We start from the raw sequence: 24,087 nt of genomic DNA, 5'->3' as shown, positions 1-24,087 counted from the left end.
TCGCGACGGCGCAGGGCACGCGCCCGTCCGCACCCGTCGCCCGGGCCTTCCGAGCCAGCATGACGCACCGCATCCCCCGCCGGCCCGTGACGGCCGCTCATCTCCGTCGATGAGGCCGCTGCCCGGCCGCCTCCCGCTCCGGCCCTTCGCGCGCGACCGCCGCGGGGTCTTCCTGATCGCCTTCGCGGTCGCGCTGCCGCTGCTGCTCGGATCGGTGAGCGCCGCCGTCGAGTACGGCCGCCTCCTCTACCGCAGGGCGCAGCTGCAGACCGCCGCCGATGCCGGGGCGCTCGTCGGCGCCAACATGCTCAAGCTCGCCAATTCCGACGATGCCTCGGTGACGAGCATCGCCCGGCAGGCGGTCGACGCGCAGGCGCGCACGCCGGCCGACCGGCGCAGCACCGTCACGGCCACGGTCGGCGACAGCCGCAGCTCGGTGTCGACGGTGATCGAGGAGACGGTCCCGTCGATCATGGGCAAGCTGCTCAGCCTGCCCTCGACCACCCTCATCGTCCGCGCGACGGCGCAGCTCGTTGGCTCCGTCCGCCTGTGCCTGCTCGCCCTCGACCCCTCGGCCAAGGGGGCGTTCGACCTCGAGAAGAACGCGAAGGTCACCGCCGAGGGCTGCACGCTCTACTCGAACTCGACGAGCCCGAGCGGCCTCCAGGGCAAGGACAGCGCGACGGCCCGGGCGCTTTCGATCTGCTCGGCCGGCGGCTTCGACGGCGCCAAGGCGCTGTTCACGCCGGCGCCGATCACCGACTGCACGCCGATCGGCGACCCGCTGAAGGACCGCCCGCTGCCGACGCCGGACCTCGACTGCCTGGTGCTGAGCCCGAACGCCGATCCCGCCGCGAAGTCGCAGTCGCGGCACACCAACGTGGTGACGGCCACCATCACGCTCGATCCCGGCACCTATTGCGGCGGCCTGCACATCACCGAGACCGCCATCGTCGCCCTGCGCCCCGGCACCTACATCATGAAGGACGGCCCCCTGGTCGTCGACAAGAAGGCCAGCATGTCCGGCCAGGGCGTGGCGTTCTTCTTCACCGGCAACAAGGGCGGGATGCTGTTCGACAAGGACACCACGATCAGCCTGACCGCGCCGACGGGCGGCCTGATGGCCGGCCTGCTGATGGCCGAGAGCCGCACCGTCGCGAACCCGATCCCGGTCCCGATCGACATCGACCTGACGCCGCCGCCCCCGCCCCCGCCGGGCCCGGCGCCGCCGATGCGCCAGTACCGCATCATCAGCGACAACGCCCGCACGATGCTGGGCACGATCTACCTGCCGGCGGGCCGGCTCATCGTCGACAGCAGCCGGCCGGTCGCCGACCAGTCGGCCTACACGGTGATCGTCGCGCGGCAGATCAACCTCTACGAGGGCCCCAACCTCACCCTCAACGCGAATTACGGCGCGACCTCGGTGCCGGTCCCCGACGGGGTCGGGCCGAAATCCGGGATGGCGGCGCTTCGGAACTGAGGCCGGCGCCCCGGCTCACGAGACCCCGAGACCCCGCACCAGCGCGATGCTGACGAGGAGCAGGACGCCGAGCGAGGCGGTGACCGCGAGCGTCACCCGGCCGCCGACCCGGGCCACCACCCGCACGTCGACGCCGAGGCCGAGCGCCGCCATGGCGATCACCGTCAGGATGCCGGCGACCCGGGTGAGCGGCGCGAGGGCCGCATCGGGCACGAGGCCGAGCGAGCGGGCGGCCGCGAGGCCCAGGAACCCGAGGATGAACCACGGCACCAGCTTGAAGAAGCCGAGCTTGCGCGGCGCCCCCGCCCGCGCGCCGGGCTCGTCGCGCAGGCGCGAGGCGACGAGCGACAGGCCGAGCACCACCGGCCCGAGCATCAGCACCCGCACGAGCTTGACCAGCGTCCCGACCTGGGTGCTGACGAGGCTCACCGGCACGGTGGCGGCGAGCACCTGCGGCACCGCGTAGACCGTCAGGCCGGCGAGCACGCCGTACTCGGTCGGGTTGGTGCCGAGGAGCGGGATCAGGAGCGGCAGGCCGAGCACCACCAGCACGCCGAGGATCGCCGTGAAGGCGATCGAGGAGGCGACGTCGTCGCCGCTCGCCCCGATCACCGGCGCCACCGCGGCGATGGCCGAGTTGCCGCAGATGGCGTTGCCGCAGGCGATCAGGATCGACATCCGGGCCGGCAGGCCGAGCAGGCGGCCGATGGCGTAGCTCGCGCCGAGCGCGATCACCACGGTGGCGACGATGCCCGAGAGCAGCGCCGGCCCCGAGGCGACGAGGGCGGACAGGCTGATCGAGGCGCCGAGCAGCATCACGGCGACCTCGAGCAGCTGCTTGGCGCTGAAGGCGATGCCGATGCGCCAGCGCGGCCCGGGCTCCCAGACCGAGCGGATCGCGATGCCGGCGAGGATCGCGATCACCAGCGCCTCGACGTAGGGGTGGTGGACGAGGCGCTCCTCCGCCGCCTGGACCAGGCTCGCCGCCGCCGTGACGGCGACGCACAGGGAGAGGCCGGGCAGGACCGCGATCGCGGTCCGCCCCATCGTGTCAGGCCGCATCGCCGGGCATGCTCGCGGGTAGGGAATGTTCGGGAAGGGGGCGTCGGGGCGTCCCGCGGGACGGCCGGCCGGGGCTCACGGGCGGAAATCCGTGCCGATCCCGGCCCGCGGCGGCTGGCCGAGCCAGAGCAGGACCAGGCCGAGGACCAGGGCGACCGGCGCCGCCGGCGAGAGCGTGAAGGGGAGGCCCAGCAGCTTCCACAGGGCCGGCTGCCCGCCCTCGGCCATGGCCTGCAGGCTCGCGGCCCGGTCCTTCATCAGCGCGGCCGCGACGTCGCTGACCGAGGTGACGAGCACGGCGTTGCTGGCGATCGAGCGGGCGCCGTCATAGACGATCCCGACGAAGCCGGCGGCGAGGAGCAAGAGGCCGAGGCAGCGGCACAGGAAGCGGATCATCCAGGGCTCCGGACCGCGCCCGTCAGCGGGGCGCGCGGGACCTTGAGTAGAGAGAGGCCCCTGCGGGCGCAAGAAGTGACGGGCCGGCCCGCGCGCGAGCGCGGCACCGTGGCGGGTTGATCCCGGTATCCCCGGCATGCCACGGCGGCGCAACCGACGGAAGGGGAGCGGCATGGACGGCAGGACGGGCAGGGCACGGCCGGAGCTGGTGATCTTCGATTGCGACGGGGTTCTGGTCGACAGCGAGCCGATCAGCCTGGCGCGCCTGACCGAGGCCCTGCAGCGCATCGGCGTGCCGATCGACCGCGACACGGTGGCCCGGCGCTTCACCGGCACCAGCATGACCTCGATCATGGCGCATATCGACGCCGATTACGGCGTGCCGACGCCCGAGGGCTTCGTCGACGCGGTGCGGGCCGACACCCTGCGGGCCTTCGACGCCGAGCTTGAGGCCATCGCCGGGGTCGCGGCGGTCCTGGAGGCGATGCCGGAGCGCCGCTGCGTCGCCTCGAGCAGCGACCCGCAGCGCCTGCGCCACGCGCTGTCGCTCACCGGGCTCCTGTCCCATTTCGACGGCCACGTCTTCAGCGCCACCATGGTGGCGCGGGGCAAGCCCTTCCCCGACCTCTTCCTCTACGCCGCCGGGCAGATGGGGGTGGCGCCGGAGGCCTGCGTGGTGATCGAGGACAGCGTGCCGGGCGTCACCGCGGCGCGCGCCGCCGGCATCCCGGTCCTCGGCTTCTGCGGCGGCGGCCACTGGGCGCACGACCGGGCCGGGGCGGATCTTTTGGCCGCAGGGGCCGTCCGGGTCTTCGACGAATTCGCCCGGCTGCCCCATCTCCTGGAGAGCTGGGACGCCGCGTCCCGTTAAGGGACGGGGAGCCCTGGCACCGGTTTCGCATTGACCTCCCGCGCGTGCGCGGCACATTCGAGGTCGACGCGACCGGCCCGGGACCTTCCCCGAAAGCCCCTCGACCGTGCCAGGATCGTCCCGCCAACCGGAGCCCGCCGTGAGACCAGCCCGCATCGTCGCCTTCTCGGGCAACGTCCGCCGCCCCTCCCGGACCCGCGCGCTGGTGGAGGCGGTCGCGGCCGAGCTCGGGCGCCGGCGCCCGATCGACCTGAAGGTCTACGACCTCGCCGAGATCGGCACGGGGCTGGGCGCCACCGCCCGCGAGGCCCTGCCGCTGCCGATCGCCCACATGATCGAGGCGATCGAGGCGTCGGACGGGCTGATCGTCGGCTCGCCGGTGCATAACGGCTCGTATTCGGGGCTGTTCAAGCACGTGATCGACTTCCTCGACCCCGCGGCGCTGGCCGGCAAGCCGGTGGCGCTCACCGCCACCGGCGGCGGCCCGCGCCACGCCCTGATGGTCGAGCACCAGCTGCGCCCGCTCTTCGGCTTCTTCACCGCCCACGTCGCGCCGACCGCGGTCTATGCCGGCGAGGCGGAGATCGAGGACGGACTCGTCACCGACGAACGGGTCGCCGAGCGGGTGGCGGCGGCGGCGAGCGAACTCGCCCATCTCCTCGACGTGGCCGAGGCGGCCCGGCGCGCGGCGGGCGGGCGGGCGGCGGCGGGGCTTTAAGACCGGGGCATGCTCGATTCGGCTGTCGGGGGTCCGTTCGCGCCCCCTTCGGACCGTCGCGTTTCATGCGCAGTTGTGCGGAAAACAGGTGTTTTCCGTCATCCAAGATGGCCAGTCGGGCATGTTGGATGACGCCTGACGCTGACGAGCGCTTCATGGGTCTGCGGGCGACCCCAAACGGACACGTAGGTGACGCGCGCGATAGCGCCTTCTGCTACAGGCAACGCTTCAGCGAAACCGGCTCAAAATGCTCATCGCAAGGCTTCTGCTGGCCGCACTCGCCTATGTTTTGGTGACGGCGGTGCTGTTCGGCAATCCGTTGCAACCGATCGCCTTCGCCACATTCTGGTCAGATAGGCTCGGCGTCCCTCACTGGCGGGTGATCGCTCTCCTCTGCGTCGCGGCATCGGCCTTGATCTTCGCGAGACCCCTCAAAAACACCGTCACGGCTCTCCTCCGGCCTTTGGTGTTCGTGATCCTTGCCGTTCTCCTGCCAACCGCGGTCGTAGGTCACCACACGGACGGGATCAGGCATCGCGCGGTTCTCGCCTTCGGCGCGGACGAGGTCGAAGAGCAATCCTTCTTTACATCCATCCGCGAGGCCCCTTCGGAATTCCAGTTTTTCTTGCACACGGTGGCGCTCAAGGGATGCACGCCCTACGCCTGGAGCTATCGGAAGATGGCATTCTTCGTGGTGCCGCCGAACGTGGGGGCAAACGTCTTACCGCAGCACTGGATCACGCGGTGTGGGATCGTCCGGATTTGATCGACAGATAGAGCCACCGTCCGCTTCCCACCCCATGCGGTCGTTCCGCACATCAGCTCAAGTGCACGGAAAACATGTGCTTTCCGACAAAGGCCCAGCCAATCCAGCCGCACGCCGGCCTCCGTCATAGGCAGTATGCGACAAACCCTGTCGGATTGATGCCATGTGCGGAAACGGGGCTCGAGGGGGTTTTCCGCTCAGGCCGGGCACTCCGCAGCCAGTCCCGTCAGCCAAGCCGATCGGGTCCGGCCCCTGACCTTCCCCCATTTTCCACTATCCCTGGACCCGCCCCTGCAATCGGCGATACGCCCGCCCATACGCCGCATAGCCCGCCACCGTGCGGGCCATCGTCGCGCGGCGCTCCGCGTCGAGGCGCGACAGGGGCCGGGCCGGGCGGCCGCCCCAGAGCCAGCCGGAACCTAGCACCTGCCCGGGATCGGTGGCGCTGCCGGCGGCGAGGAGCACGTCGCCCTCCACCACCGTGCCGGGGCCGAGCATGGCCCCCATGCCGATGAGGGTGTTCGGGCCGATGCGGCCGTCGGCGGCGCGCACGTTGTGGCCGAGGGTGGTGTCGCGCTCGATCACCAGCCCCTCGCCCCGGGTGTGGAGCGCGCAATTGTCCTGCACGTTCACGTTGGGCCCGATCACGATCGGGCCCGCCGCCGCGTCGAGGACGCAGGAGAAGAACACGCTCGCCCCCGCGGCGAGGCTGACCCGGCCGCGCAGCCGCGCGGTGCGGGCGACGAACACCGCCGGGTCCGGCACGAGGTCGTCGCCCGCGCCCGGAGCGGACTCGCTGGCCGCGGCCTCGCGCAGGCGCTCGGCGCGCTCGGCCAGCTCGCCGGGCTCGAGCGCCCGCACCGGCCGGGCCGGGCTGCCGGCGCATACATGGCCCGCCGGCAGGGTGGTGCGCGGAAACACCGTGCTGCCGGCCTCGAGCAGCACGCGGTCCTCGATCAGCGACCCGTCGAGCACGACGCACGCATCCTCGATCACGCACTCGTCGCCGACCGTGCAGGCATGCACCACCGCGTCGCGGCCGACCGTGACCCGGTCGCCGACGATGCACGGATAGACCTCCGCGGCGATGTGCAGGGTCGAGCGGGCGCCGAGCCAGAACCGGTCGCCGACCACGATGTCGTGGCCGTCGGCGCGGATCACCGAGTCGTCGCCGAGCCAGGCCTGGGCCCCGAGGCTCGCGCGCCCGATCACCGCGCTGCCGCGGCCGCACCAGACCGGCCGGGCCGCGAAGGTCGGATCGGTGTCGTCGAAGGAGAGGAGGAGGTCTGGGGTCACGGGCGGTCCTCCGTCCGGCCGCGTTCGGCCGTTCCTGGTCCTCACATCTACGCCGATCCGCGGCCGCGGCCAGCCCCGGATCCCCGCGCGGACCGTTCGTGGTAAGAGGCGGGCCACCCCCGCGCAGCCCGGACCCGCCATGACGCCCCGCCTCTCGATCCAGCCCGAGCCCTTCGACGTCGCGGCCGAGATCGCCGCCCTCACGGCGGAGCTCGGCGGGCGGGCGGGCGCCATCGTGAGCTTCACCGGCCTGTGCCGCGACGAGGACGGGCGGCTCGCCGCCCTCGAGCTCGAGCATTATCCCGGCATGGCCGAGGCCGAGATCGGCCGGGTGCTCGCGGAGGCCGCCGCGCGCTGGCCGCTCCAGGGCGCGGTGGCGATCCACCGCCATGGCCTCGTCCGCCCGGGCGAGGGCATCGTGCTGGTGCTCGCGGCCTCGGCCCACCGCACCGCCGCCTTCGAGGCCGCGAGCTTCCTGATGGACTACCTCAAGACCCGCGCGCCGTTCTGGAAGCGCGAGCACCGCGCCGACGGCAGCCTCGGCGGCTGGGTCGACGCGACGGAGCACGACGCGGCGGCGGCGGCGCGCTGGTCGGGCGTGTGAAACGGGGATTACCGCGAATTCGAGCGATCGGGCTGACGAATCGCTGACCGGCCTGCGGCAGGATCGCCTCATGCTCCGCGATCACCGCCCGCCCGATCCGCTTCCCTTCGACCCGCTCAGCGCGCGCACCCTCGCGATGGCCTGCGCGTTGATCGGGCTCGGAACCATCCTGCTCTCCGAGCGGCCGACGCCGGGAGGCGTGCTCCTCGCCTGGGGCGGACTCGCCGGCTGGGCGCTGCTGCGGATGTTCGGCGGCCGCCCGGCCCAGCCGGCGCGCCGGAAGGTGCCGCCGCAGCCGCCGCGGCTGCAGCCGGTCGAGGTCGTCGAGGTCAAGGAGTGGGAGGTGAAGGACTGGACGCCCCGGCGCCCGGCCCCGACGCTCGCCCTGCCCAAGCCCATCGCCGTCGACCCGCCGGAGGCGGGCCCCGCCTGGACGACCTCCGCCCATCCCGCCGTGCTCGCCGGCGTGCGGCGCCGGCGCGAGGAGGCTTGAGAGGACGACGGGATCGCCGAACGGCCGCGCGCGGCTATCTCTCCGGCTTCGAGGCGGGCCGCACCGCCGGCGGAAGAGATCATCGGACATGCCCGTTTCCCCACCCCAGGCCGGCCCCCGCCCCGACACCGCCCGACCGGCCTGGGGCAGTACCCGCTCGCTCGTCCTCGCGGGCATCGCCGTGGTGGTGTTCACGGCCCTGATGCTGCTGGCCTGGCGCTCGGCCGACACGCTGCTCCTGATCTTCGCCGGGATCCTGTTCGCGGTCTTCCTCGACGGGCTGACGCATTATCTCGGCCGCGTCGTCCCCCTCGGGCACGGGTTCCGGCTCGCGATCGTCAGCCTGCTGCTCACGGTGCTGGTGCTCGGCATGGTCGGGCTCGGCGGGGCCACCGTGGCCGACCAGGCGGCGCGGCTGGGCCAGACGCTGCGCCAGCAATCCGGCACCGTGAAGTCCTGGCTCGACGCCCGCGGGATCGACACCCGCTTCCTCGATTTCGGCAAGCTCAAGGACGCGGCGGCGCAAGGCGGCGAGAGCACCGGCGGCGAGGCGGGCGCGGAGGCCCCGGCCGCCCCGAAGGCCGGCGGCCTGCCGAGCCCCGGCACGCTCCTGTCGGGCGCCGGCAGCGTGCTCGGCCAGGCCTCGACGGTGGCGCTGGCGGTGTTCGGCGCCATCGGCAACGTGTTCATCGTGGTGGTGCTCGGCCTGTTCGTGGCGGCCGAGCCGCGGACCTACCGCGACGGGCTCCTGCGCTTCGTGCCCTCGCGCCACCGCACCCATGCGGCCTCGGTCGCCGACGACATCGGCATCACCCTGCGCCACTGGCTGTTCGGGCAGCTCGTGGTGATGGCGGCGATCTTCGTCTGCGTCTGGCTCGGGCTGACCCTGGTCGGCATCGACGGCGCCCTGGTGCTCGGGCTCCAGGCCGGACTGCTCTGCTTCATCCCGACCATCGGGGCGCTGGTCGCCGGCATCATCATCGTGCTCGCCTCCCTGGCCTCGGGGCTCAAGGGGGTGGTCGCGGGCCTGTGCGTCTACCTGCTGGTGCAGACGCTGGAGAGCTACGTGCTGACGCCGTTCGTGCAGAAGCGCGCGCTCGACATCCCGCCCGCCACCCTGTTCGCCGGCCAGATCCTGCTCGGCGTGCTGTTCGGCCTCTGGGGCGTCGCCCTGGCGCTCCCGCTGATGGCGGTCGCCAAGGTGCTGCTCGACCGGCTCTACATCGAGGACACGCTGGGGGAGGATGCGGGCTGAAGCGCCCTCCCCCTCCGGGTGGCGTCAGGCGCTCTGCGGTTTCGTCACCTTGGCCTCGATCGCGTCCCAGACCGGGCCCGCGAGGTCGGGGCCGCCGAGGCGCTTGATCGCCCGGATGCCGGTCGGCGAGGTGACGTTGATCTCGGTCAGGTTGCCGTCGATTACGTCGATGCCGACGAGGATCAGGCCGCGGCGGCGCAGCTCCGGGCCGATCGCCGCGCAGATCTCCTGCTCGCGCGGGGTGAGCGCGGTGGCCCCGCCGGTGCCGCCCCGCACCATGTTGGAGCGGATGTCGTTGGCCGCCGGCACCCGGTTGACGGCCCCGAGAGGCTCGCCGTCGACCAGGATGATGCGCTTGTCGCCCTCGGTGATCCGCGGCAGGAAGCGCTGCACCACCCAGGGCTCGCGGAAGGTGACCGAGAACAGGTCGAACATCGAGCCGAAATTCGGGTCGTCGGGCAGCACCCGCAGCACCGCGGCGCCGCCATGCCCGTGCAGCGGCTTCATCACCACGGCGCCGTGCTCGGCGCGGAACTCCTCGATCTCCCGCTTGTCGCGGGTGATCAGGGTCGGGGGCATCAGCTCGGGATAGGCGGTGACGAACAGCTTCTCGGGGGCGTTGCGCACCTCGAAGGGATTGTTCACCACCAGCGTCTGCGGGTGGATCCGCTCGAGCAGGTGCGTCGCCGTGATGTAGGCGAGGTCGAAGGGCGGGTCCTGGCGCATCAGCACCACGTCGACCTCGGCGAGGTTGACCCGCTCCTGGGCGCCGAGGGCCGCGTGATCGCCCTCGACGTCCTGCACCCGCAGCGGCTCGACCCGGGCGGTGACGCGCCCGTCGCGCATCGAGAGCCGGTCGGGCGTGTAGTGCAGGAGCGTGTGGCCGCGGCTCTGAGCCTCCAGCAGCAGCGCGAAGGTGGTGTCGCCGGCGATGCGGATCGCCTGGATCGGGTCCATCTGGACCGCGACGGTGAGGGCCATGTCGGGGGTATCTCCGGTCGCCCGGGTTATCGGGCGGCCCGCGCCCGATGGCAACGGCCCGGGACGAAGGAGGGCCCCGCGCGCAGCGGGTGCGGCGGGGCCCCAAGTCGAGGGAGGAAACGCCCATGAGGGCCTGGGAGGGCATCGCAAGTCGCGTGCCAACGCAGCGAGCGACGCCGATCGGGGTCTCGCCGGCCAAGTGACCGTCGCCGGCCAAGTGCCCCCCGTCGGCCAAATGACCGCGGCTGCGCCTGGGGCGGGCGGAACGAGCGTGCGGGGCGGAACGCCTGACGCACGGCCGGGCAACGCCGGGGGGCCCGGACCCGTTCCTCAAAAACTCCGGGCGAGTATCATCGACCCGATTGCGGGTCGCGATCCCGGCTCTCGGTATCGCCGGCCTCGGGATCGCGGCCCGGCCAGTCGACGATGCGGTCCGGCAGCTCCTCGGTCTCGAACTCCTCCTCGGTGCCGCTGACGCGCCCGCGGACCGAGATGCCGGCCTCGTGCACGGTCGCGCGGGTTCCCGAGACGAGCGGGTGCCACCAGGGCAGGTCGTGCCCGTCGCGCACCAGGCGGTAGCCGCAGGTCGGCGGCAGCCACGGCAGGCTGCGCACCGCCTCGGGCGTCAGGCGGACGCAGTCGGGCACCTTGCGCTGGCGCCGCGCGTAGTCGCGGCAGCGGCAGGTGCCGGCGTCGAGCAGCGTGCAGCCGATGTCGGTGTAGTGGATCTCGCCCGAATCCTCGTCCTCGAGCTTGAGCAGGCAGCAGCGGCCGCAGCCGTCGCACAGGCTCTCCCATTCCTGCAGAGTCATCGCCTCCAGGGTCTTCTCGCGCCAGAACGGGGTCGCGGCCTTGAGGGAGACGGGCGGGCGCGGGGTCTTGCTGCGGGCTTTGGCCACGGGTGCTTCAGGCCTTCGGGGCGCCGGATCGGCGGCGCCTGTGAGGGATCGACGGGCGGGAATGCCCTTACCCTGTGCCGCGGGCGGGGGCCGGGGGCAAGCGCGGCCGGCGGCGCCTGCGCAATCCTGCGACGTCGTGTCGGTGCGCGGGCGCCCCATATAGGCCGCGGAGGCCTGCGACGGCCGCACCGCCTCGCGCTACGATGCGAGGTTTGCTAGACCCGACATCGCGCCACCCGAGGACCCGCCGCAGTGCCCGACGATCGGCCCGAGACCCCGCCCACCGACCGGCCGACCCGGCTCCGGACCCGCCTGTCGCGCGGGATGCTCGGCTTCGACGCCTGGCTGAACGACGGCCTCTACAGCGGCGGCCGCTCCTTCGGCGAGGCCTATGGCCGGTTCTCCGAGGGCGTCCAGCGGCGCTTCCGCACCCGGGGCGCCAAGCGCGTCGCCCTCGACCTCGCGAGCGAGGCGGTGACGCTCGGGCTCGCCGGCGGCGTGGTGATGCTGACCCTCGCCCAGCCCGCCTTCAACCAGACCAGCGAGAACTGGCTGAAGGCCCCGGACCTCGCCGTGACCTTCCTCGACCGCTACGGCACCGAGGTCGGGCGGCGCGGCATCAAGCACGACGACTCGCTGCGCATCGACGAGTTTCCCGACATCCTGATCAAGGCGCTGATCTCGACCGAGGACCGGCGCTTCTACGAGCATTGGGGCATCGACCCGATCGGGACGCTGCGCGCCGTCACGGTGAATGCGCGGGGCGGTGGCCACGTCCAGGGCGGCTCGTCGCTGACCCAGCAGCTCGCCAAGAACCTGTTCCTGTCGAACGAGCGCTCGCTCGAGCGCAAGGTCAACGAGGCGTTCCTGGCGCTCTGGCTCGAATGCCACCTGACCAAGAACGAGATCCTGAAGCTCTACCTCGACCGCGCCTACATGGGCGGCGGCACCTTCGGGGCGGCGGCGGCGGCGGATTACTATTTCGGCAAGAACCTCAAGGACATCACCCTGCCGGAAGCCGCGATGCTGGCCGGCCTGTTCAAGGCGCCGACGAAGTACGCCCCGCACGTCAACCTGCCGGCGGCGCGCGCCCGGGCGGCCGACGTGCTGCACAACATGGTCGAGGCCGGCTACCTGACCGAGGGCCAGATCCAGTCGGCCCTGCGCAACCCGGCGACCCCGGTGACGCGCTCGCGCGACATCAGCGCCGACTACTACCTCGACTGGGCCTTCAACGAGATCAAGAAGCTCGCCGACGAGGGCAAGCTGAAGAAGGAGCGGGTGCTGGTCGTGAAGACCCCGCTCGACCTCGCGATCCAGAAACGGGCCGACCAGGCGGTGGAGAACGTGCTGCGCCAGTTCGGCGACGCCTTCGACGTCGAGCAGGCGGCCCTCGTGACCATGGACCCGGACGGGGCGGTGCGGGCGATGGTCGGCGGGGCCGATTACGGCCAGAGCCAGTTCAACCGCGCCACCGACGCGCTGCGCCAGCCCGGCTCGTCGTTCAAGCCCTACGTCTACGCGGCGGCGCTCGCCACCGGGCAGTGGCGGCCCGAGAGCAAGGTGGTCGACCGGCCAGTCTGCATCGGCAACTGGTGCCCGGCGAATTACGGCCGCTCCTTCGCCGGCACGGTGCCGCTCTGGGTCGCGGTGGCGAAATCGATCAACACCATCCCGGTGCAGTTCTCGATCGCCATGGGCAAGCAGCTCGGCGAGACCCACGACGCCCGCGCGGCCAAGCTCGGCCGGGCCAAGATCATCGCGCTCGCCCACAAGATGGGCGTCACCTCGAACCTCGTCGATTCGGTCTCGCTGCCGATCGGCTCGGCCGAGGTGACCGTGCTCGACCAGGCCGCCGGCTACTCGGTCTTCGCCAACGGCGGCCGGCAGGCCAGGCCCTACGCGGCGACCGAGATCCGCACCGGCGCCGGCGAGGTGATCTACCGCCACGACACCAGCGAGGCGCCCCCCGAGCAGGTGCTCTCGACCCGCGTCGTCGCCGACATGAACTTCATGCTCAACAAGGTCGTCGACGAGGGCACCGGCCGCAAGGCGGCGATCGAGGGGGTTCGCACCGCCGGCAAGTCGGGCACCACCAACGCCTACCGCGACGCCTGGTTCGTCGGCTTCACCGGCAACCTCGTGACCGCGGTCTGGTACGGCAACGACGACCATTCCTCGACCAAGAACCTCACCGGCGGCTCGCTGCCGGCGATCACCTTCCACGAGGTGATGGCCCCGGCCCACCAGGGCATCGAGATCAAGCCCCTGCCGGGCTTCGAGTCCGACAAGGCCGGCGCCCGGACCGCGCAGGGCCCCGCCCCGACCGCGCCGCCCCCCGGGGCACCGGCCGGCGCCCTGTCGCGCCGCTCCTTCGAGGTGCTGGGGGGCCTCGGCCACCTGTTCCGCTCGGTCGAGAGCCCGGTGCCGGGGCGGGCGGCGTTCAATGCGGTCGGCGGGCAGGTCGGGGTGCCGTGAGGCCTGCCCCTGGCCCCTGGACATCACAACCTTGGATTTTCGCAGTCTCCCGTCGGTGGAGTTCGCGCCAAAGCAAGGACATGCGATCCGCCGAGCGGTCTCAGCCATGCAGCCATGGCGGGCGGCCGGGAACGGCGACAGATGGACTTGCGCCGTGCAATCCCGAGACCGAATCCTCGGATAAGCCGGCAGGGCGATCAGACCCTCTCTCACGTCATCCGGCCGCACGCGGTTACGGAAGCAATCCGGCCCTCACGGCATCGACCTGCCACCCGGCTTGTCGAGACGACGGCACGATACCGCAGTGGCGTCGAGCTGGACCCGTTCGATCGCGTTGACGGGCCGGACGCTTTCGCGTCGTAGTGAAGGCACAAGGGTAGGAGGGTTGATATCGGCAGCCCCTTCATTCTAAATGCCGATCGATTTTGGGGGACGTGGTATGCGCATTGTAGCGGTCAGCCGAATATTAGACGAAGCTGATATTATTGAGGCTTTCCTGCGACATACCGCAACATTCGTTGACCATCATGTTGTTCTCGATAACGGCAGCCGGGATGGTACGCTGGAAATAATGAAAAATCTTCACAATGAAGGTTTGAATTTATCGATTTATAGCACGAATTCCATTTGTTTTTCGGAAAGAAATCTCAATAACTGGCTCTTTAACGAAGCTCTCGACAATCATGGCGCCGATTGGGTCGCCTGCCTGGATGGTGACGAATTCTACGACGACTCTCGCTTGGCTGGAGGATTGTCGAGCTATCTAAGAGATCTAGACTCCTCTCAGAGCCACGTTGTTGCCGTTCAAGCACCATGGGTTCATTATAATTATACACGCACCGACAAAACATCGGAAAATCTTGTACCGAGACGGATGGTCCATCGGAACAAAGATTACCATGACTTCAAGGTTCTCGTCAGCAAACGTCTGCGCGATGTAGGCGGGCTGATCTCCGAAGGCCAGCACGTCGTCATCCTTCCCGACGGGAGCGGAGGCGCCATTAAAATTGAACCTAATTTGTGGATCTGCCATTTCGGCGAGAGAGGCCCAGCGCAATACGTCACGAAAGTCGTCCGCGGCTGGTCGAAGGTGCTGGCCGCCGGCCCCGATATGGTACAACAGGGATTCTCCGCGCATTACAGGGGGCCCTTTGAAACGATACGCGATCGCCCACAGGACCTGCTGCGTTCGGAGTGGTTCCTGACCCGGAAGAACGAAGGGTCACATCTCGTCCACGATCCGATGCGCTACCGAGGCGGCGAGCTGAGATATACCCCAGCCAACGACCCCGAGATGAGCGCTGTGAAAGCGCTGGTCGGTCATCTGAGCGAGCTCTCCTCGCGATACGGGCAAATGATTCAGGCGGTGCCCGAAGCGCGATCTTACTCGGAAGCCATCGAGACACGTATCACCAAACTCACCTAACGAAATTACATGGCGAGAGCCGGCTTGCGGTGCAGGCCGGCAGCCTGCCTCTTCGTCACTCGATCCAGCCAACGCCTTAGGCGTTCGACGACATGGTCCGAATCATCGATGTTCGACATCGAAACGGTCGCTGCATGGACGGATACGGTAGCGCCAGCGGTCTGATTGCCGCGCGACACTCCATCGGAGGACCGAGATGCCGGCATATGGACGCGCCGAAGCCGAGCGAGTATCGTTGCGTCCATCAACTCGGCGAACGAATAGGCAGATTAGATGCCGTTTATGTACTGGACAAGCAACGAGGTGAGCACGGCGCCGGCCGCGGCGGCCTGGAGAGAAATTTTTCCTGAGTTCAGAGTTTTTACTGACGAAGATGTCATCCCGCTGCTTCCTCAAAATTTTGTCCAAATTTATAAATTAATTAGACTTCCGTCGGCAAAATCGGATATTGCTCGCTTAATTTTACTGCGTGAGTTCGGCGGTTTTTACCTCGACGCGCATATGGGACCTACAGCTCCAAGTGATCTTCTCGTAACACTTGATAAAATTTTCGAATATAACGTTATATTATTTGGCAAGGGATGGTTGATACAAAAGCCGACCGATTTTGATTTAATGAATGGCGCCATCGCTGCAAGGAAACACGCCCCTGAACTCGATCCTCTCATCAACCGAATTATCGACAACATTGAGCATCAATGGCAGAAAGAACAGAGCACCCCTGATTATGTTCCGTACAGTCTGTTCGGCCTGACTGGAACTTATACATTTCTGCAGTCTTTCTTTGAAGAAACAGAATCTCGCCCCAAGCTAAAACCTGAATTTGAGAAAACAATATTTTTGCACTTCATGAAAGATAATCGTCAATCCGGATTCGAAATTGCGTCCCACTACAGCTATCGCAAACCCGGAGGGCACTGGAGTGAACGCCAAACGCACGAGAGATTCTTTTTAAAATAATTATCTTAGATTCCAGAACCGGCCCGACCTGTGAGCATCAGCAAGCCGGTCAGGCAGACGCCCTCGATTGCCCCCGATACCTCCACCACGCATCGAACGTGAGGCACGAACCCCAGAACGGTCAGGCAGCACGCATCGCGGAATGCGAGGGCTTCGCTTAGCAGCACGATCAGCCTCGTGCGGCTTTCGATTCTGCGATGCCTCCGCAAAATACCCGTTCGGCCCCGGCCCGACCTGGGCTAGACACGCCCCACGATGCCGACCGAGACACTCGTCCCTCCGCCCCCCGGGCGCGCCGCGTCCCGCCGGCCCCTGCCCCGCCTCCTGCGGCGGCTCGCGCGCCCGCGCCGGCTCGGGACCGTGGGGCTCGTGCTCTACGCCCTCGGCCTCGGGGCGGTCCTGGGGCTGGCCTCCGCCAACTGGGCGACGCGGGGGCGCTACCCGTTCGGGGGCGTCGCCCTCAACGCCTGGACCGCCTGGCCGAAGATCGGCTCGCGCGACGCCGACCCCTACGTGCGGGCGATCCATGCCCGCACCGGCGAGATCCCGCTGGCGCTCGGCGAGGGGCTGCTCCTCACGGCGATCACCGACGATGCCGGGCGGCGGCTCGATCCGTCCTGCCGCTACCGCATCGCCGGCGCCACCCCGCCGGCGCGGGCCTGGACCCTGACGGTGGAGAGCAGCCGCCGCCCGAAGCCCGCCCCTCGAGCCGGCGCCGCCCCGCCGCCGCGCACCGGCTTCACCTCGACCGAGGTGCTGCGCGACCGCGACGGGCGCTTCGCCGTCGCCCTGAGCCCGACCGTGCAGCCCGGCAACTGGCTGCCGATGCCGGCGGGCGAGGGCTCGGTCCGGCTGGTGCTGCGCCTCTACGACACGCCGGTGGCGGCGAGCACGGGCGTGCTCGAGCGCGAGGGCGTACCCTCGATCACCCGGGAGGATTGCCCGTGACGCCGCTCGGCCGCTTCCTCCTCGCCACCCTGTGCGGGCTCGTGCTCGCCGGGCTCGTCCACGTCGCGACGGTGCTGGCGATCCCCTACCTCGCCACCGGCGACGCCTTCGCCCGCTCGCGCGCCACGCTCGCCAACGACACCTCGGTGCTGGTCCACGCTGCCGAGACCGGCGGTCCCGTCGAGCCGGCCGAAGGCTGGCTGCGGCGGCAGGACCCGGCGGCGGCGGTAGGCGTCTGCGCCTACGACCTCGACGACGGCCCGGTGCGGATCACCGCCGAGACCGGGCCGCTCCTCGAGACGATCGCGCTGCACGGGCGCAACGGCGCCTACTACGCCATCACCGACCAGGCCGCCCTGCGCGGCACCGTCGAGCTCGTCGTCATGACCAAGCGCCAGTTCGACGAGGCGCTCGCCACCGCCGACGAGGACGAGCGCAACCGCGACGTGCGCATCGTCGCGCCGAGCCGCGAGGGCTTCGTCAGCGTGCGGGTGCTCGCCGGCCTGCCGAGCCAGCAGGCCCAGGCCAACGAGGCCGCCCGCTCGGTCTCCTGCACCATCGACGGGCCGGACGAGTAGGGGACACCCCCGACCCCTTACCCCTTGCGCACCAGCACCGCCTCGCCGGGCCCCGGCGGGACGAGGCCGCAGCGGATCTCGGCATCGGCCGGCAGCAGCGGCGCGAGCAGGGTGCGGCGCGAATCGAGGAAGGCCAGCGCCCGTTCGCTCGCCACCGCCTCCTCCTCGGGGGCGGCCACCAGCAGGTGCTCGAGGGCGTAGCGGTAGGAGGCGGAGCGCGCCCCGGTCTCCAGGCGCACCCAGGCGATGAGGCAGCGGTTCTCGGCCACCCGCATCGCGGCGCTGCGCACGTCGCGGTCGTCGAGAGTCGTGATGAAAGGCAGGCTCTGCAGCCGCGTCAGGTCGGCGCGCACCACCCGGGCCGCCGTCTCGGCGAAGGCCGGGATCAGGCGCCCGTCCGCCACCAGGTCGTCGGAGAGGCGCCGGTAGCGCGAGACCGGGGAGCGGAACGGCCCGGCGGTGATCGCCTCGTAATAGGCGGAAGGGTCGGAGAGGCGCCAGCCGACGGGCAGCACCCGGGCGCGGGTGAGGTTGTCGAGGGCGGCCTCGAAGACGCCGCGCTCGCGCGCGGGCATCAGGAAGCGCCAGGCCCGGTCGCGCAGCGCCCGCTCGTCCTCCGTGAAGGGAAACGGCGAGGCCGGCTCGCCGCGCTCGTGGGCGGCGAGCGTGCCGGCGGCGTCGATCAGGCTGTTCCAGGCGGTCGGGGCCGGACGGCCGAAATCGCCCTGCTGGGCGCAGGCCGCCACCAGGGGCAGGGCGAGCAGCAGGGTACGGCCGGGAATCCGGAGATGCAGGGAGCGCGACACGGAGGAGCGCACGGGCTCAGCCCCGGCAGCGCCGCTCCGAGGCGGGGCGGGCCGGCTCGGCGGGATCGGGCAGCCTCTCATAGCGCACTCCCGTGAACAGCAGAATCGTGCCGCGGACCGCATCGGTGTCGGGAAAATCGGCCGGGGCGTCATCGGCCCGGGGCCGGCGCGCCGTCCGGAACGCGATGATGTCCGCCGAGGGACGTCGCTGTAGGCCGACCATGTGTCCTCTCCCGCCTCCGCCTGTCCCTCCGGGACCGCCGCCATTCGCGGCCTCGCGGAATCGACCAAACCACGCGCATGGTTAACGGAATGTTTCCAAAGGGCGTCGCCCGAGGGGGAACGGACCTTGCGGCGTAAACCATCGGTGACCGGAGCGGTGCGTCATCCCCGCTGTCCCCAGGCCGGGGCCGGGGCCGTGCCCGCAGGCTTAAGCGTCGCTTTACGCGAGCCCTCGCATTGTCGGGGTCGCCTTCATGTCCTGCGTACCCGATCGCCCATGGCCCGCTCCGCCGCCGACGCTCCGCCGGACCTCTCCGGCCTCCTCGACCTCGCGCGAGACCGGAGTCTCGACCTGAAACCGGTCCTGCTGCGGGTGCAGACGGACCTGTTCCGCGCGGCACCCGTGCGGGACGTCGCGACGATCAAGGCCTTCGAGGCCCTGGCCTGCGGCCTGATCCCGACGGTGGACGACGCCACCGCCGAGATCGTCGCCCAGAAGCTCGCGCCGCTTCCCGACACGCCCCAGAGCGTGCTGGCGCTGCTCGCCGCCCATGGCGGCGGTGCCCGCGACGCGGTGCTGGCGACGAGCCCGGTCCTGTCGACGACGGTGCTGGACGCGGCCGGCAACGGCCCGGAGCTCGACGCGGTCATCGCGCTGCGCCACGATCTCGGCCGGGCCGTGGTCGAGGACCTGAGCCGGCGCGACGAGCCGGAGGTCGACCTGGCGCTCGCCCGCAACGCGACGGCGCCGCTCGCCGGCCTCGCCCTGGAACGGCTGGTGGAGCGGGCGCGCCGGCGGCCGGACCTCGCCGCCCTGCTGCTCACCCGCGACGACCTGCCGGCGGTCGACCTCGCGCCGCTCTACCTCCAGGCCGGGCCGGAGCGCCGGGCGGCGATCCGCGACGGCGTCGCCGCCCGGGCGGCCCTGCGGCCTCAAGGGCGGGCGGGGATGCGCGCCGCCGGCGCGGCGCTGACCGCCTTCGCCGGCCGCGGCGAGCCGGAGCGGTTCGAGGCGGCGCTCGGCGAGGCCCTCGGCATGCCGGGGGTGAGCTTCCGCGCCACCGAGCCCGAGCGGCGCGACCTGCTGGCGCTGGCGCTGCGCGCAGCCGACCTCGCGGAGGAGGAGGCGGTGTTCATCTTCCTGCGCCTCGATCCCTCGATCGCCCGCTCGGTCGAGGCGGTGTTCGCCCTCACCGACCTGTTCCGCGCCATGGACGCGGCCACCGCCCGCGACCTCGTCGCCTCGATCCTCGGCAGCGAGCCGGCGGCGCGCGGCGCCACGCCCGAGCAGCACCGCCCGGCCCACGGCCCGGCCTCGCCGCGCCTGCGCCCGGCCGCCGCCCCGGCCCTGCGCCCGGCCCTGCCGGAACGGACCCGCAAGACCCGATAGGGTCCCGGACCCGCAAGACTCGGTAGGGTCCCACACTCGCAAGACCCGGCAGGGTCGCGGAAGCGCGACGGTTTCCCCTCGGTCGCGAAATCGGCTAGGCACGGCGTCCCGGGCGCCGCGCCGCCTTGCTCGACGGGCCGGCCGCGCCGCGGGACAACGAGAAACGTCTCGGGAGAGCCTCGTGAGTGCCAGCCTGCCGGTCGCCCTGCCCGATATCGGCGACTTCAAGGACGTTCCGGTGGTCGAGATCCTGGTCAAGCCGGGGGACCGGATCGCCGTCGACGACCTGCTGATCAGCATCGAATCCGACAAGGCCACCATGGAGGTGCCCTCGCCGGTGGCGGGCGTGGTGGCGGAGATCCTGGTGGCCCCCGGCACCCGGGTGTCGCAGGGCACGCCGATCCTGATGGTCGACACCTCCGGCGAGAGCGCCGCGCCCCAGGCCGCTCCTGCGAACCCCGCCCCTGCGGCCCAGGCGGCACCGCAAGCCGCCCCCGCGGCCCAGGCCGCCCCGGCGCCCGCGCTTCCCACCTCGTCCGACGCCCACGCCACGCCCTCGGTGCGCGCCTATGCGCGAGAGCTCGGCGTCGACCTCGCCGGCATCCCCGGCACCGGCCCGCAGGGACGCATCCTGCGCGAGGACGTGCTGGCCTTCGTGCGCGGCCAGATGGCCCCCGCCTCGCCCCGGGCGGTCCCCTCCCCCGCCGCGGCGCCGGCGGCGAGCCCCGCGCCGGCCTCCGGGATCGGCGCCGGGCTGCCGGCCTGGCCGCAGGTCGACCACGCCAAGTTCGGCCCGGTGCGGCGCGAGTCCCTTTCGCGCATCCAGCAGATCTCCGGCCAGGCGCTGACCCGCAACTGGCTGACGATCCCGCACGTCACCAATTTCGACCATGCCGACGTCACCGAGACCGAGGCCCTGCGGCGCGAGCTGAACGGGGCCGGCCGGCCGGGCGCCCACAAGGTCACCATGGTGGCGATCCTGATCAAGGCGGCCGCCGCGTCGCTCCGGGCCCATCCGCGCTTCAACGCCGCGCTCGACGGCGACGCCCTGATCCTGAAGGACTCCGTCCATGTCGGCTTCGCGGTCGACACGCCGCGGGGCCTGCTGGTGCCGGTGGTGCGCGACTGCGACCGCAAGGGCCTCGTCGAGATCGCCCAGGAGATGGGTGAGCTCGCCGAGCAGGCGCGGTCCGGCACGCTCCCGCCCGCGGCGATGCAGGGCGGCGGCTTCTCGGTCTCCTCCCTCGGCGGCATCGGCGGCGACGGCTTCACGCCGATCATCAACGCGCCCGAGGTGGCGATTCTCGGCGCGGCGCGCTCGCGCATCGAGCCGGTCTGGGACGGCAGCGCCTTCCAGCCGCGGCTGATCCTGCCCCTGAGCCTGTCCTGGGACCACCGGGCGGTGGACGGCGCCGCGGCGGCGCGCTTCCTCTCCCACCTCGCCGCGGTGCTCACCGACCTGCGCCGGGGCGCGCTGTGATCCGGCCGGCCGCCGAGGCCGACCACCCGGCCCTCGCGCGACTGTTCGAGGAGATGCAGGCCTATTACGGCGTGCCCTGCCCGCCGGGCGCCGCGATCGCGGCGTCGCTGGCCGGGCGCCCGGCCGGGACCGAGATCCTGGTGGCGGACGCGGGCGCGGCGCTCGCCGGCTTCGCGGCGTTCTCGGCGATCTATCCCGGCCCGGGCCTCGCCGGCGGCCTCTTTCTGAAGGAGCTGTTCGTCGGCGCTCCCCACCGCGGCGGCGGCCACGGCCGCGCCCTGATGCGGGCGGTGGCGGCGCAGGCCCTCGCCCGCGGGCTCGCGCGCGTGGACTGGACGGCGGATGCCGGCCAGCCCCGGCTGCTCGCCTTCTACGAGGCGCTCGGCGGAGCGCAAAAGCCCGACAAGGTGTTCTTCCGGCTCGACGGCGCGGCGCTGGCCGCGCTCGGCGGGTGATCCCGCCTCACACCCCGAACCGCAGCCCCTCGCGCTCGTAATCCTCCTTCACGCATTGCAGGATCAGCCCGATCTCCGGCGAGGGATCGTTCTTGCGGTAGCTCATGATGACCGGGATCAGCGCCCGCTCCTCGTCGAGAGGCCGGTAGGCGACGCCGTCGCGGCGCAGGCGCTCGATCGAGGCGGGGACGACGCAGACCCCGGCTTCCGCGGCGACGAGGCCGAGCGCGGTCTGGAGCTCGCGCACCTCGTGGATCACCGGCGGGCGCACGCCGTGCTCGCGAAACAGCGCCAGGATGCGGTCGGCGTTGTTGGGCCGCGCGCTCTTCGGGTAGAGGATCAGCGCCGTGTCGGCGAGGTCGCGGAGCTTCAGGGCGCCCGGCGGGCGGGCGGCGTCCCAGGCCATCGGCACGGCGACGATCAGGCGCTCGTTGCGCAGGAGGACGCGCTCGATCGCCGGGTCCTCGATCTCGACCCGGCCGAAGCCGACATCGATGCGGCCCTCCTTCAGCGCCGCGATCTGCTCGAGGGTCAGCAATTCGAGCAGCGTCATGTCGACGTCCGGGCGCTTCATCCGGTAGCCGCGCAGGATCTCGGGCAGGCGCCCGTAGAGCGTCGAGGCGACGAAGCCGATGCGGAAGCTGTTGCGCTCGGCGACGCGCAGGCGCCGGCCGGTCTCGCGCAGGTCGTCGACCCGCTCCAGGATCTGCAGCGCCTGCTCGTAGATCACCCGGCCCGGCTCGGTCAGCCGCACCGGCCGCGAGCCGCGCTCGATCAGCGCCAGGCCAAACTCCTCCTCGAATTGCTGGACCTGCTTGCTGAGCGCTGGCTGGGCGACGTGCATCGCCTCCGCGGCGCGGGTGAAGCTCTGCTCGCGCGCGACGGCCACGAAGTAGCGCAGGTGGCGCAGCTCCACTCATTCCTCCCCGATTATTCCCGCCCGATCATTCCTGCCAGGAATGGTTTTGTTCCCAATCGGTCTTGGACCTGCTTATGCCGGTTCCTTAGAACCGGAAAAAGAGGAAACGCTCAGGGCGCCAGCGCGGCTCGGGACGGGGCAGTCCCCGCGAGACCACGCCACCCTGCGCAAGACGAGAGCGAGATCCGATCCGGCCCGCACGGCGCGTGGACCGGCAACGATCCTCCTCGTCTCAAGAACAGCCGGCGCGGCAGGGAGAGCATCATGCTGGACGATCTGCATCAGGTGGTCGAGAGCGCGGTCGAGGAGAACCCGGAGACCGGCACGTATCGCTGCCGGCGGGACATCTTCACCGATCCGGCCATCTTCGAATTGGAGATGCAGCACATCTTCGAGGGCAACTGGATCTACCTGGCCCACGAGAGCCAGATCCCGAACCCGAATGACTACTTCACCACCTTCATGGGCCGCCAGCCGGTGGTGATCACCCGCAGCCGCAAGGGCGAGCTGCAGGCCTTCGTCAATGCCTGCAGCCACCGCGGCGCGATGGTGTGCCGGCACAAGCGCGGCAACAAGGCGACCTTCACCTGCCCGTTCCACGGCTGGACCTTCAGCAACGGCGGCAAGCTCCTGAAGGTCAAGGATCCGGAGAATGCCGGCTACCCCGAGAGCTTCAACCGCGACGGCTCGCACGACCTGACCAAGGTGGCGCGGTTCGAGAACTACCGCGGCTTCCTGTTCGGCAGCCTCAACCCCGACGTGAAGCCGCTGACCGAGCATCTGGGCCAAGCGACGCGGATCATCGACATGATCGTCGACCAGTCGCCGGACGGGCTCGAGGTCCTGCGCGGCGCCTCGACCTACGTCTTCGACGGCAACTGGAAGCTCCAGACCGAGAACGGCGCCGACGGCTACCACGTCAGCGCGACGCACTGGAACTACGCCGCCACCACCAGCCGGCGCAAGGAATCGCACGTGGTCGACAAGACCCGCGCCATGGATGCGGGCGGCTGGGCGAAGCAGGGCGGCGGCTTCTACTCGTTCGAGCACGGCCACCTCCTGCTCTGGACCACCTGGGCCAACCCGGAGGACCGGCCGAACTGGGACCGGCGGGCGGAGCTGGCCGACCAGCACGGCCAGGCGATGGCCGACTGGATGATCAACCGCTCGCGCAATCTCTGCCTCTATCCGAACGTCTACCTGATGGACCAGTTCTCGTCGCAGATCCGGACCTACCGGCCGATCGCCGTCGATAAGACCGAGGTGACGATCTACTGCATCGCGCCGAAGGGCGAGGCGCCGGACGCCCGGGCCCGGCGCATCCGCCAGTACGAGGACTTCTTCAACGCCAGCGGCATGGCGACCCCCGACGACCTGGAGGAGTTCCGCGCCTGCCAGATCGGCTATCGCGGCCGCGCGGCGCAGTGGAACGACCTCTGCCGCGGCGCCACCCACTGGATCGAGGGGGCGGACGAGGGCGCGCGGGCGATCGGGCTGGAGCCGCTGCTCAGCGGCGCCAAGACCGAGGACGAGGGCCTGTTCGCGATCCAGCACCGCTACTGGATGGACACGATGCGGCGGCACCTGCCGTAGCGCACCGC

23 protein-coding genes are annotated in these 24,087 nt (G+C 70.7%); 16 read left to right on the top strand and 7 right to left on the bottom strand.

Annotated elements, in window-relative coordinates; translation table 11 throughout:
• Positions 1–109 precede the first annotated feature (109 nt).
• Positions 110–1,483: a TadE/TadG family type IV pilus assembly protein gene (locus A5481_RS01265; protein ID WP_156312001.1), complete on the top strand. Its 1,374-nt coding sequence runs from the start codon at positions 110–112 to the stop codon at positions 1,481–1,483.
• Between the two features lie 15 nt (positions 1,484–1,498).
• Here the strand turns inward: A5481_RS01265 and A5481_RS01260 are convergent, their stop codons facing one another.
• Both A5481_RS01260 and A5481_RS01255 read right to left on the bottom strand, forming a co-directional pair.
• Positions 1,499–2,545, bottom strand: coding sequence for a YeiH family protein (locus A5481_RS01260; protein WP_048435936.1), 1,047 nt, complete (start codon positions 2,543–2,545; stop codon positions 1,499–1,501).
• A 75-nt stretch (positions 2,546–2,620) separates the two neighbouring features.
• Positions 2,621–2,941 (bottom strand): hypothetical protein, encoded by a 321-nt coding sequence (locus tag A5481_RS01255; RefSeq protein ID WP_048435937.1) that lies wholly within the window; start codon positions 2,939–2,941, stop codon positions 2,621–2,623.
• A gap of 172 nt (positions 2,942–3,113) precedes the next feature.
• On the opposite strand from A5481_RS01255, the gene A5481_RS01250 reads away from it, so the two are divergent.
• From A5481_RS01250 to A5481_RS01240, 3 genes are all read left to right on the top strand, one after another.
• The gene (locus tag A5481_RS01250; RefSeq protein WP_048435938.1) at positions 3,114–3,812 is read left to right on the top strand and encodes an HAD family hydrolase; all 699 of its coding nucleotides are present in this window, start codon (positions 3,114–3,116) and stop codon (positions 3,810–3,812) included.
• 139 nt (positions 3,813–3,951) lie between these two features.
• Positions 3,952–4,530: an FMN reductase gene (gene msuE, locus A5481_RS01245; RefSeq protein ID WP_064503738.1), complete on the top strand. Its 579-nt coding sequence runs from the start codon at positions 3,952–3,954 to the stop codon at positions 4,528–4,530.
• A 247-nt stretch (positions 4,531–4,777) separates the two neighbouring features.
• The gene (locus tag A5481_RS01240; RefSeq protein WP_048435844.1) at positions 4,778–5,296 is read left to right on the top strand and encodes a hypothetical protein; all 519 of its coding nucleotides are present in this window, start codon (positions 4,778–4,780) and stop codon (positions 5,294–5,296) included.
• 273 nt (positions 5,297–5,569) lie between these two features.
• Here the strand turns inward: A5481_RS01240 and A5481_RS01235 are convergent, their stop codons facing one another.
• A complete protein-coding gene (locus A5481_RS01235; protein WP_048435843.1) occupies positions 5,570–6,592 on the bottom strand; it encodes a gamma carbonic anhydrase family protein in 1,023 nt (340 codons plus the stop codon).
• Positions 6,593–6,731: 139 nt separating this feature from the next.
• On the opposite strand from A5481_RS01235, the gene A5481_RS01230 reads away from it, so the two are divergent.
• From A5481_RS01230 to A5481_RS01220, 3 genes are all read left to right on the top strand, one after another.
• Positions 6,732–7,196 carry a molybdenum cofactor biosynthesis protein MoaE gene (locus A5481_RS01230; protein WP_064503737.1) on the top strand — a complete coding sequence of 155 codons (465 nt, stop codon included), beginning with the start codon at positions 6,732–6,734 and terminating at the stop codon, positions 7,194–7,196.
• Between the two features lie 70 nt (positions 7,197–7,266).
• A complete protein-coding gene (locus tag A5481_RS01225; RefSeq protein ID WP_064503736.1) occupies positions 7,267–7,689 on the top strand; it encodes a hypothetical protein in 423 nt (140 codons plus the stop codon).
• 88 nt (positions 7,690–7,777) lie between these two features.
• Complete coding sequence (locus A5481_RS01220) at positions 7,778–8,944, top strand: AI-2E family transporter (protein ID WP_082984882.1); 1,167 nt, start codon at positions 7,778–7,780, stop codon at positions 8,942–8,944.
• 24 nt (positions 8,945–8,968) lie between these two features.
• Here A5481_RS01220 and gshB read toward each other — a convergent pair whose 3' ends face one another.
• Together gshB and A5481_RS01210 are read right to left on the bottom strand one after the other, a co-directional pair.
• On the bottom strand, positions 8,969–9,925 hold the full coding sequence (gene gshB, locus A5481_RS01215) for a glutathione synthase (protein ID WP_048436067.1): 957 nt from the start codon (positions 9,923–9,925) through the stop codon (positions 8,969–8,971).
• Between the two features lie 350 nt (positions 9,926–10,275).
• Positions 10,276–10,737 (bottom strand): YcgN family cysteine cluster protein, encoded by a 462-nt coding sequence (locus tag A5481_RS01210; protein ID WP_245239074.1) that lies wholly within the window; start codon positions 10,735–10,737, stop codon positions 10,276–10,278.
• A gap of 411 nt (positions 10,738–11,148) precedes the next feature.
• Between A5481_RS01210 and A5481_RS01205 the strand changes: the two genes are divergently transcribed.
• The 5 genes from A5481_RS01205 (at position 11,149) to A5481_RS01195 (ending at position 17,214) form a co-directional block, all read left to right on the top strand.
• On the top strand, positions 11,149–13,302 hold the full coding sequence (locus A5481_RS01205; protein ID WP_048436068.1) for a transglycosylase domain-containing protein: 2,154 nt from the start codon (positions 11,149–11,151) through the stop codon (positions 13,300–13,302).
• A gap of 439 nt (positions 13,303–13,741) precedes the next feature.
• Positions 13,742–14,728 (top strand): glycosyltransferase family 2 protein, encoded by a 987-nt coding sequence (locus tag A5481_RS32070; RefSeq protein ID WP_082173376.1) that lies wholly within the window; start codon positions 13,742–13,744, stop codon positions 14,726–14,728.
• A 303-nt stretch (positions 14,729–15,031) separates the two neighbouring features.
• Positions 15,032–15,688, top strand: a complete 657-nt coding sequence (locus A5481_RS32065) for a glycosyltransferase (protein ID WP_167350090.1) — start codon at positions 15,032–15,034, stop codon at positions 15,686–15,688.
• Between the two features lie 255 nt (positions 15,689–15,943).
• Positions 15,944–16,636 (top strand): DUF1214 domain-containing protein, encoded by a 693-nt coding sequence (locus tag A5481_RS01200; protein ID WP_064503735.1) that lies wholly within the window; start codon positions 15,944–15,946, stop codon positions 16,634–16,636.
• A complete protein-coding gene (locus A5481_RS01195; RefSeq protein WP_048436154.1) occupies positions 16,633–17,214 on the top strand; it encodes a DUF1254 domain-containing protein in 582 nt (193 codons plus the stop codon). Before A5481_RS01200 ends, A5481_RS01195 begins: the two co-directional genes overlap by 4 nt.
• 17 nt (positions 17,215–17,231) lie before the next feature.
• Here the strand turns inward: A5481_RS01195 and A5481_RS01190 are convergent, their stop codons facing one another.
• On the bottom strand, positions 17,232–18,020 hold the full coding sequence (locus tag A5481_RS01190; protein ID WP_048436155.1) for a hypothetical protein: 789 nt from the start codon (positions 18,018–18,020) through the stop codon (positions 17,232–17,234).
• Positions 18,021–18,519: 499 nt separating this feature from the next.
• On the opposite strand from A5481_RS01190, the gene A5481_RS01180 reads away from it, so the two are divergent.
• From A5481_RS01180 to A5481_RS01170, 3 genes are all read left to right on the top strand, one after another.
• Entirely contained in the window at positions 18,520–19,632 is a 1,113-nt protein-coding gene (locus A5481_RS01180) for a DUF2336 domain-containing protein (protein ID WP_064503734.1), read from the top strand.
• 181 nt (positions 19,633–19,813) lie between these two features.
• Positions 19,814–21,112 carry a 2-oxo acid dehydrogenase subunit E2 gene (locus tag A5481_RS01175; RefSeq protein ID WP_064503733.1) on the top strand — a complete coding sequence of 433 codons (1,299 nt, stop codon included), beginning with the start codon at positions 19,814–19,816 and terminating at the stop codon, positions 21,110–21,112.
• A 53-nt stretch (positions 21,113–21,165) separates the two neighbouring features.
• Complete coding sequence (locus tag A5481_RS01170; protein WP_082173605.1) at positions 21,166–21,567, top strand: GNAT family N-acetyltransferase; 402 nt, start codon at positions 21,166–21,168, stop codon at positions 21,565–21,567.
• Positions 21,568–21,574: 7 nt separating this feature from the next.
• Here A5481_RS01170 and A5481_RS01165 read toward each other — a convergent pair whose 3' ends face one another.
• Complete coding sequence (locus A5481_RS01165) at positions 21,575–22,483, bottom strand: LysR family transcriptional regulator (protein ID WP_048437392.1); 909 nt, start codon at positions 22,481–22,483, stop codon at positions 21,575–21,577.
• Between the two features lie 267 nt (positions 22,484–22,750).
• Between A5481_RS01165 and benA the strand changes: the two genes are divergently transcribed.
• Positions 22,751–24,079, top strand: a complete 1,329-nt coding sequence (benA, locus tag A5481_RS01160) for a benzoate 1,2-dioxygenase large subunit (protein WP_048437391.1) — start codon at positions 22,751–22,753, stop codon at positions 24,077–24,079.
• Positions 24,080–24,087 lie beyond the last annotated feature (8 nt).

This window comes from Methylobacterium platani (assembly GCF_001653715.1).
Lineage (GTDB): Bacteria > Pseudomonadota > Alphaproteobacteria > Rhizobiales > Beijerinckiaceae > Methylobacterium > Methylobacterium platani.
This window is presented reverse-complemented; position numbering and strand designations above follow the sequence as displayed.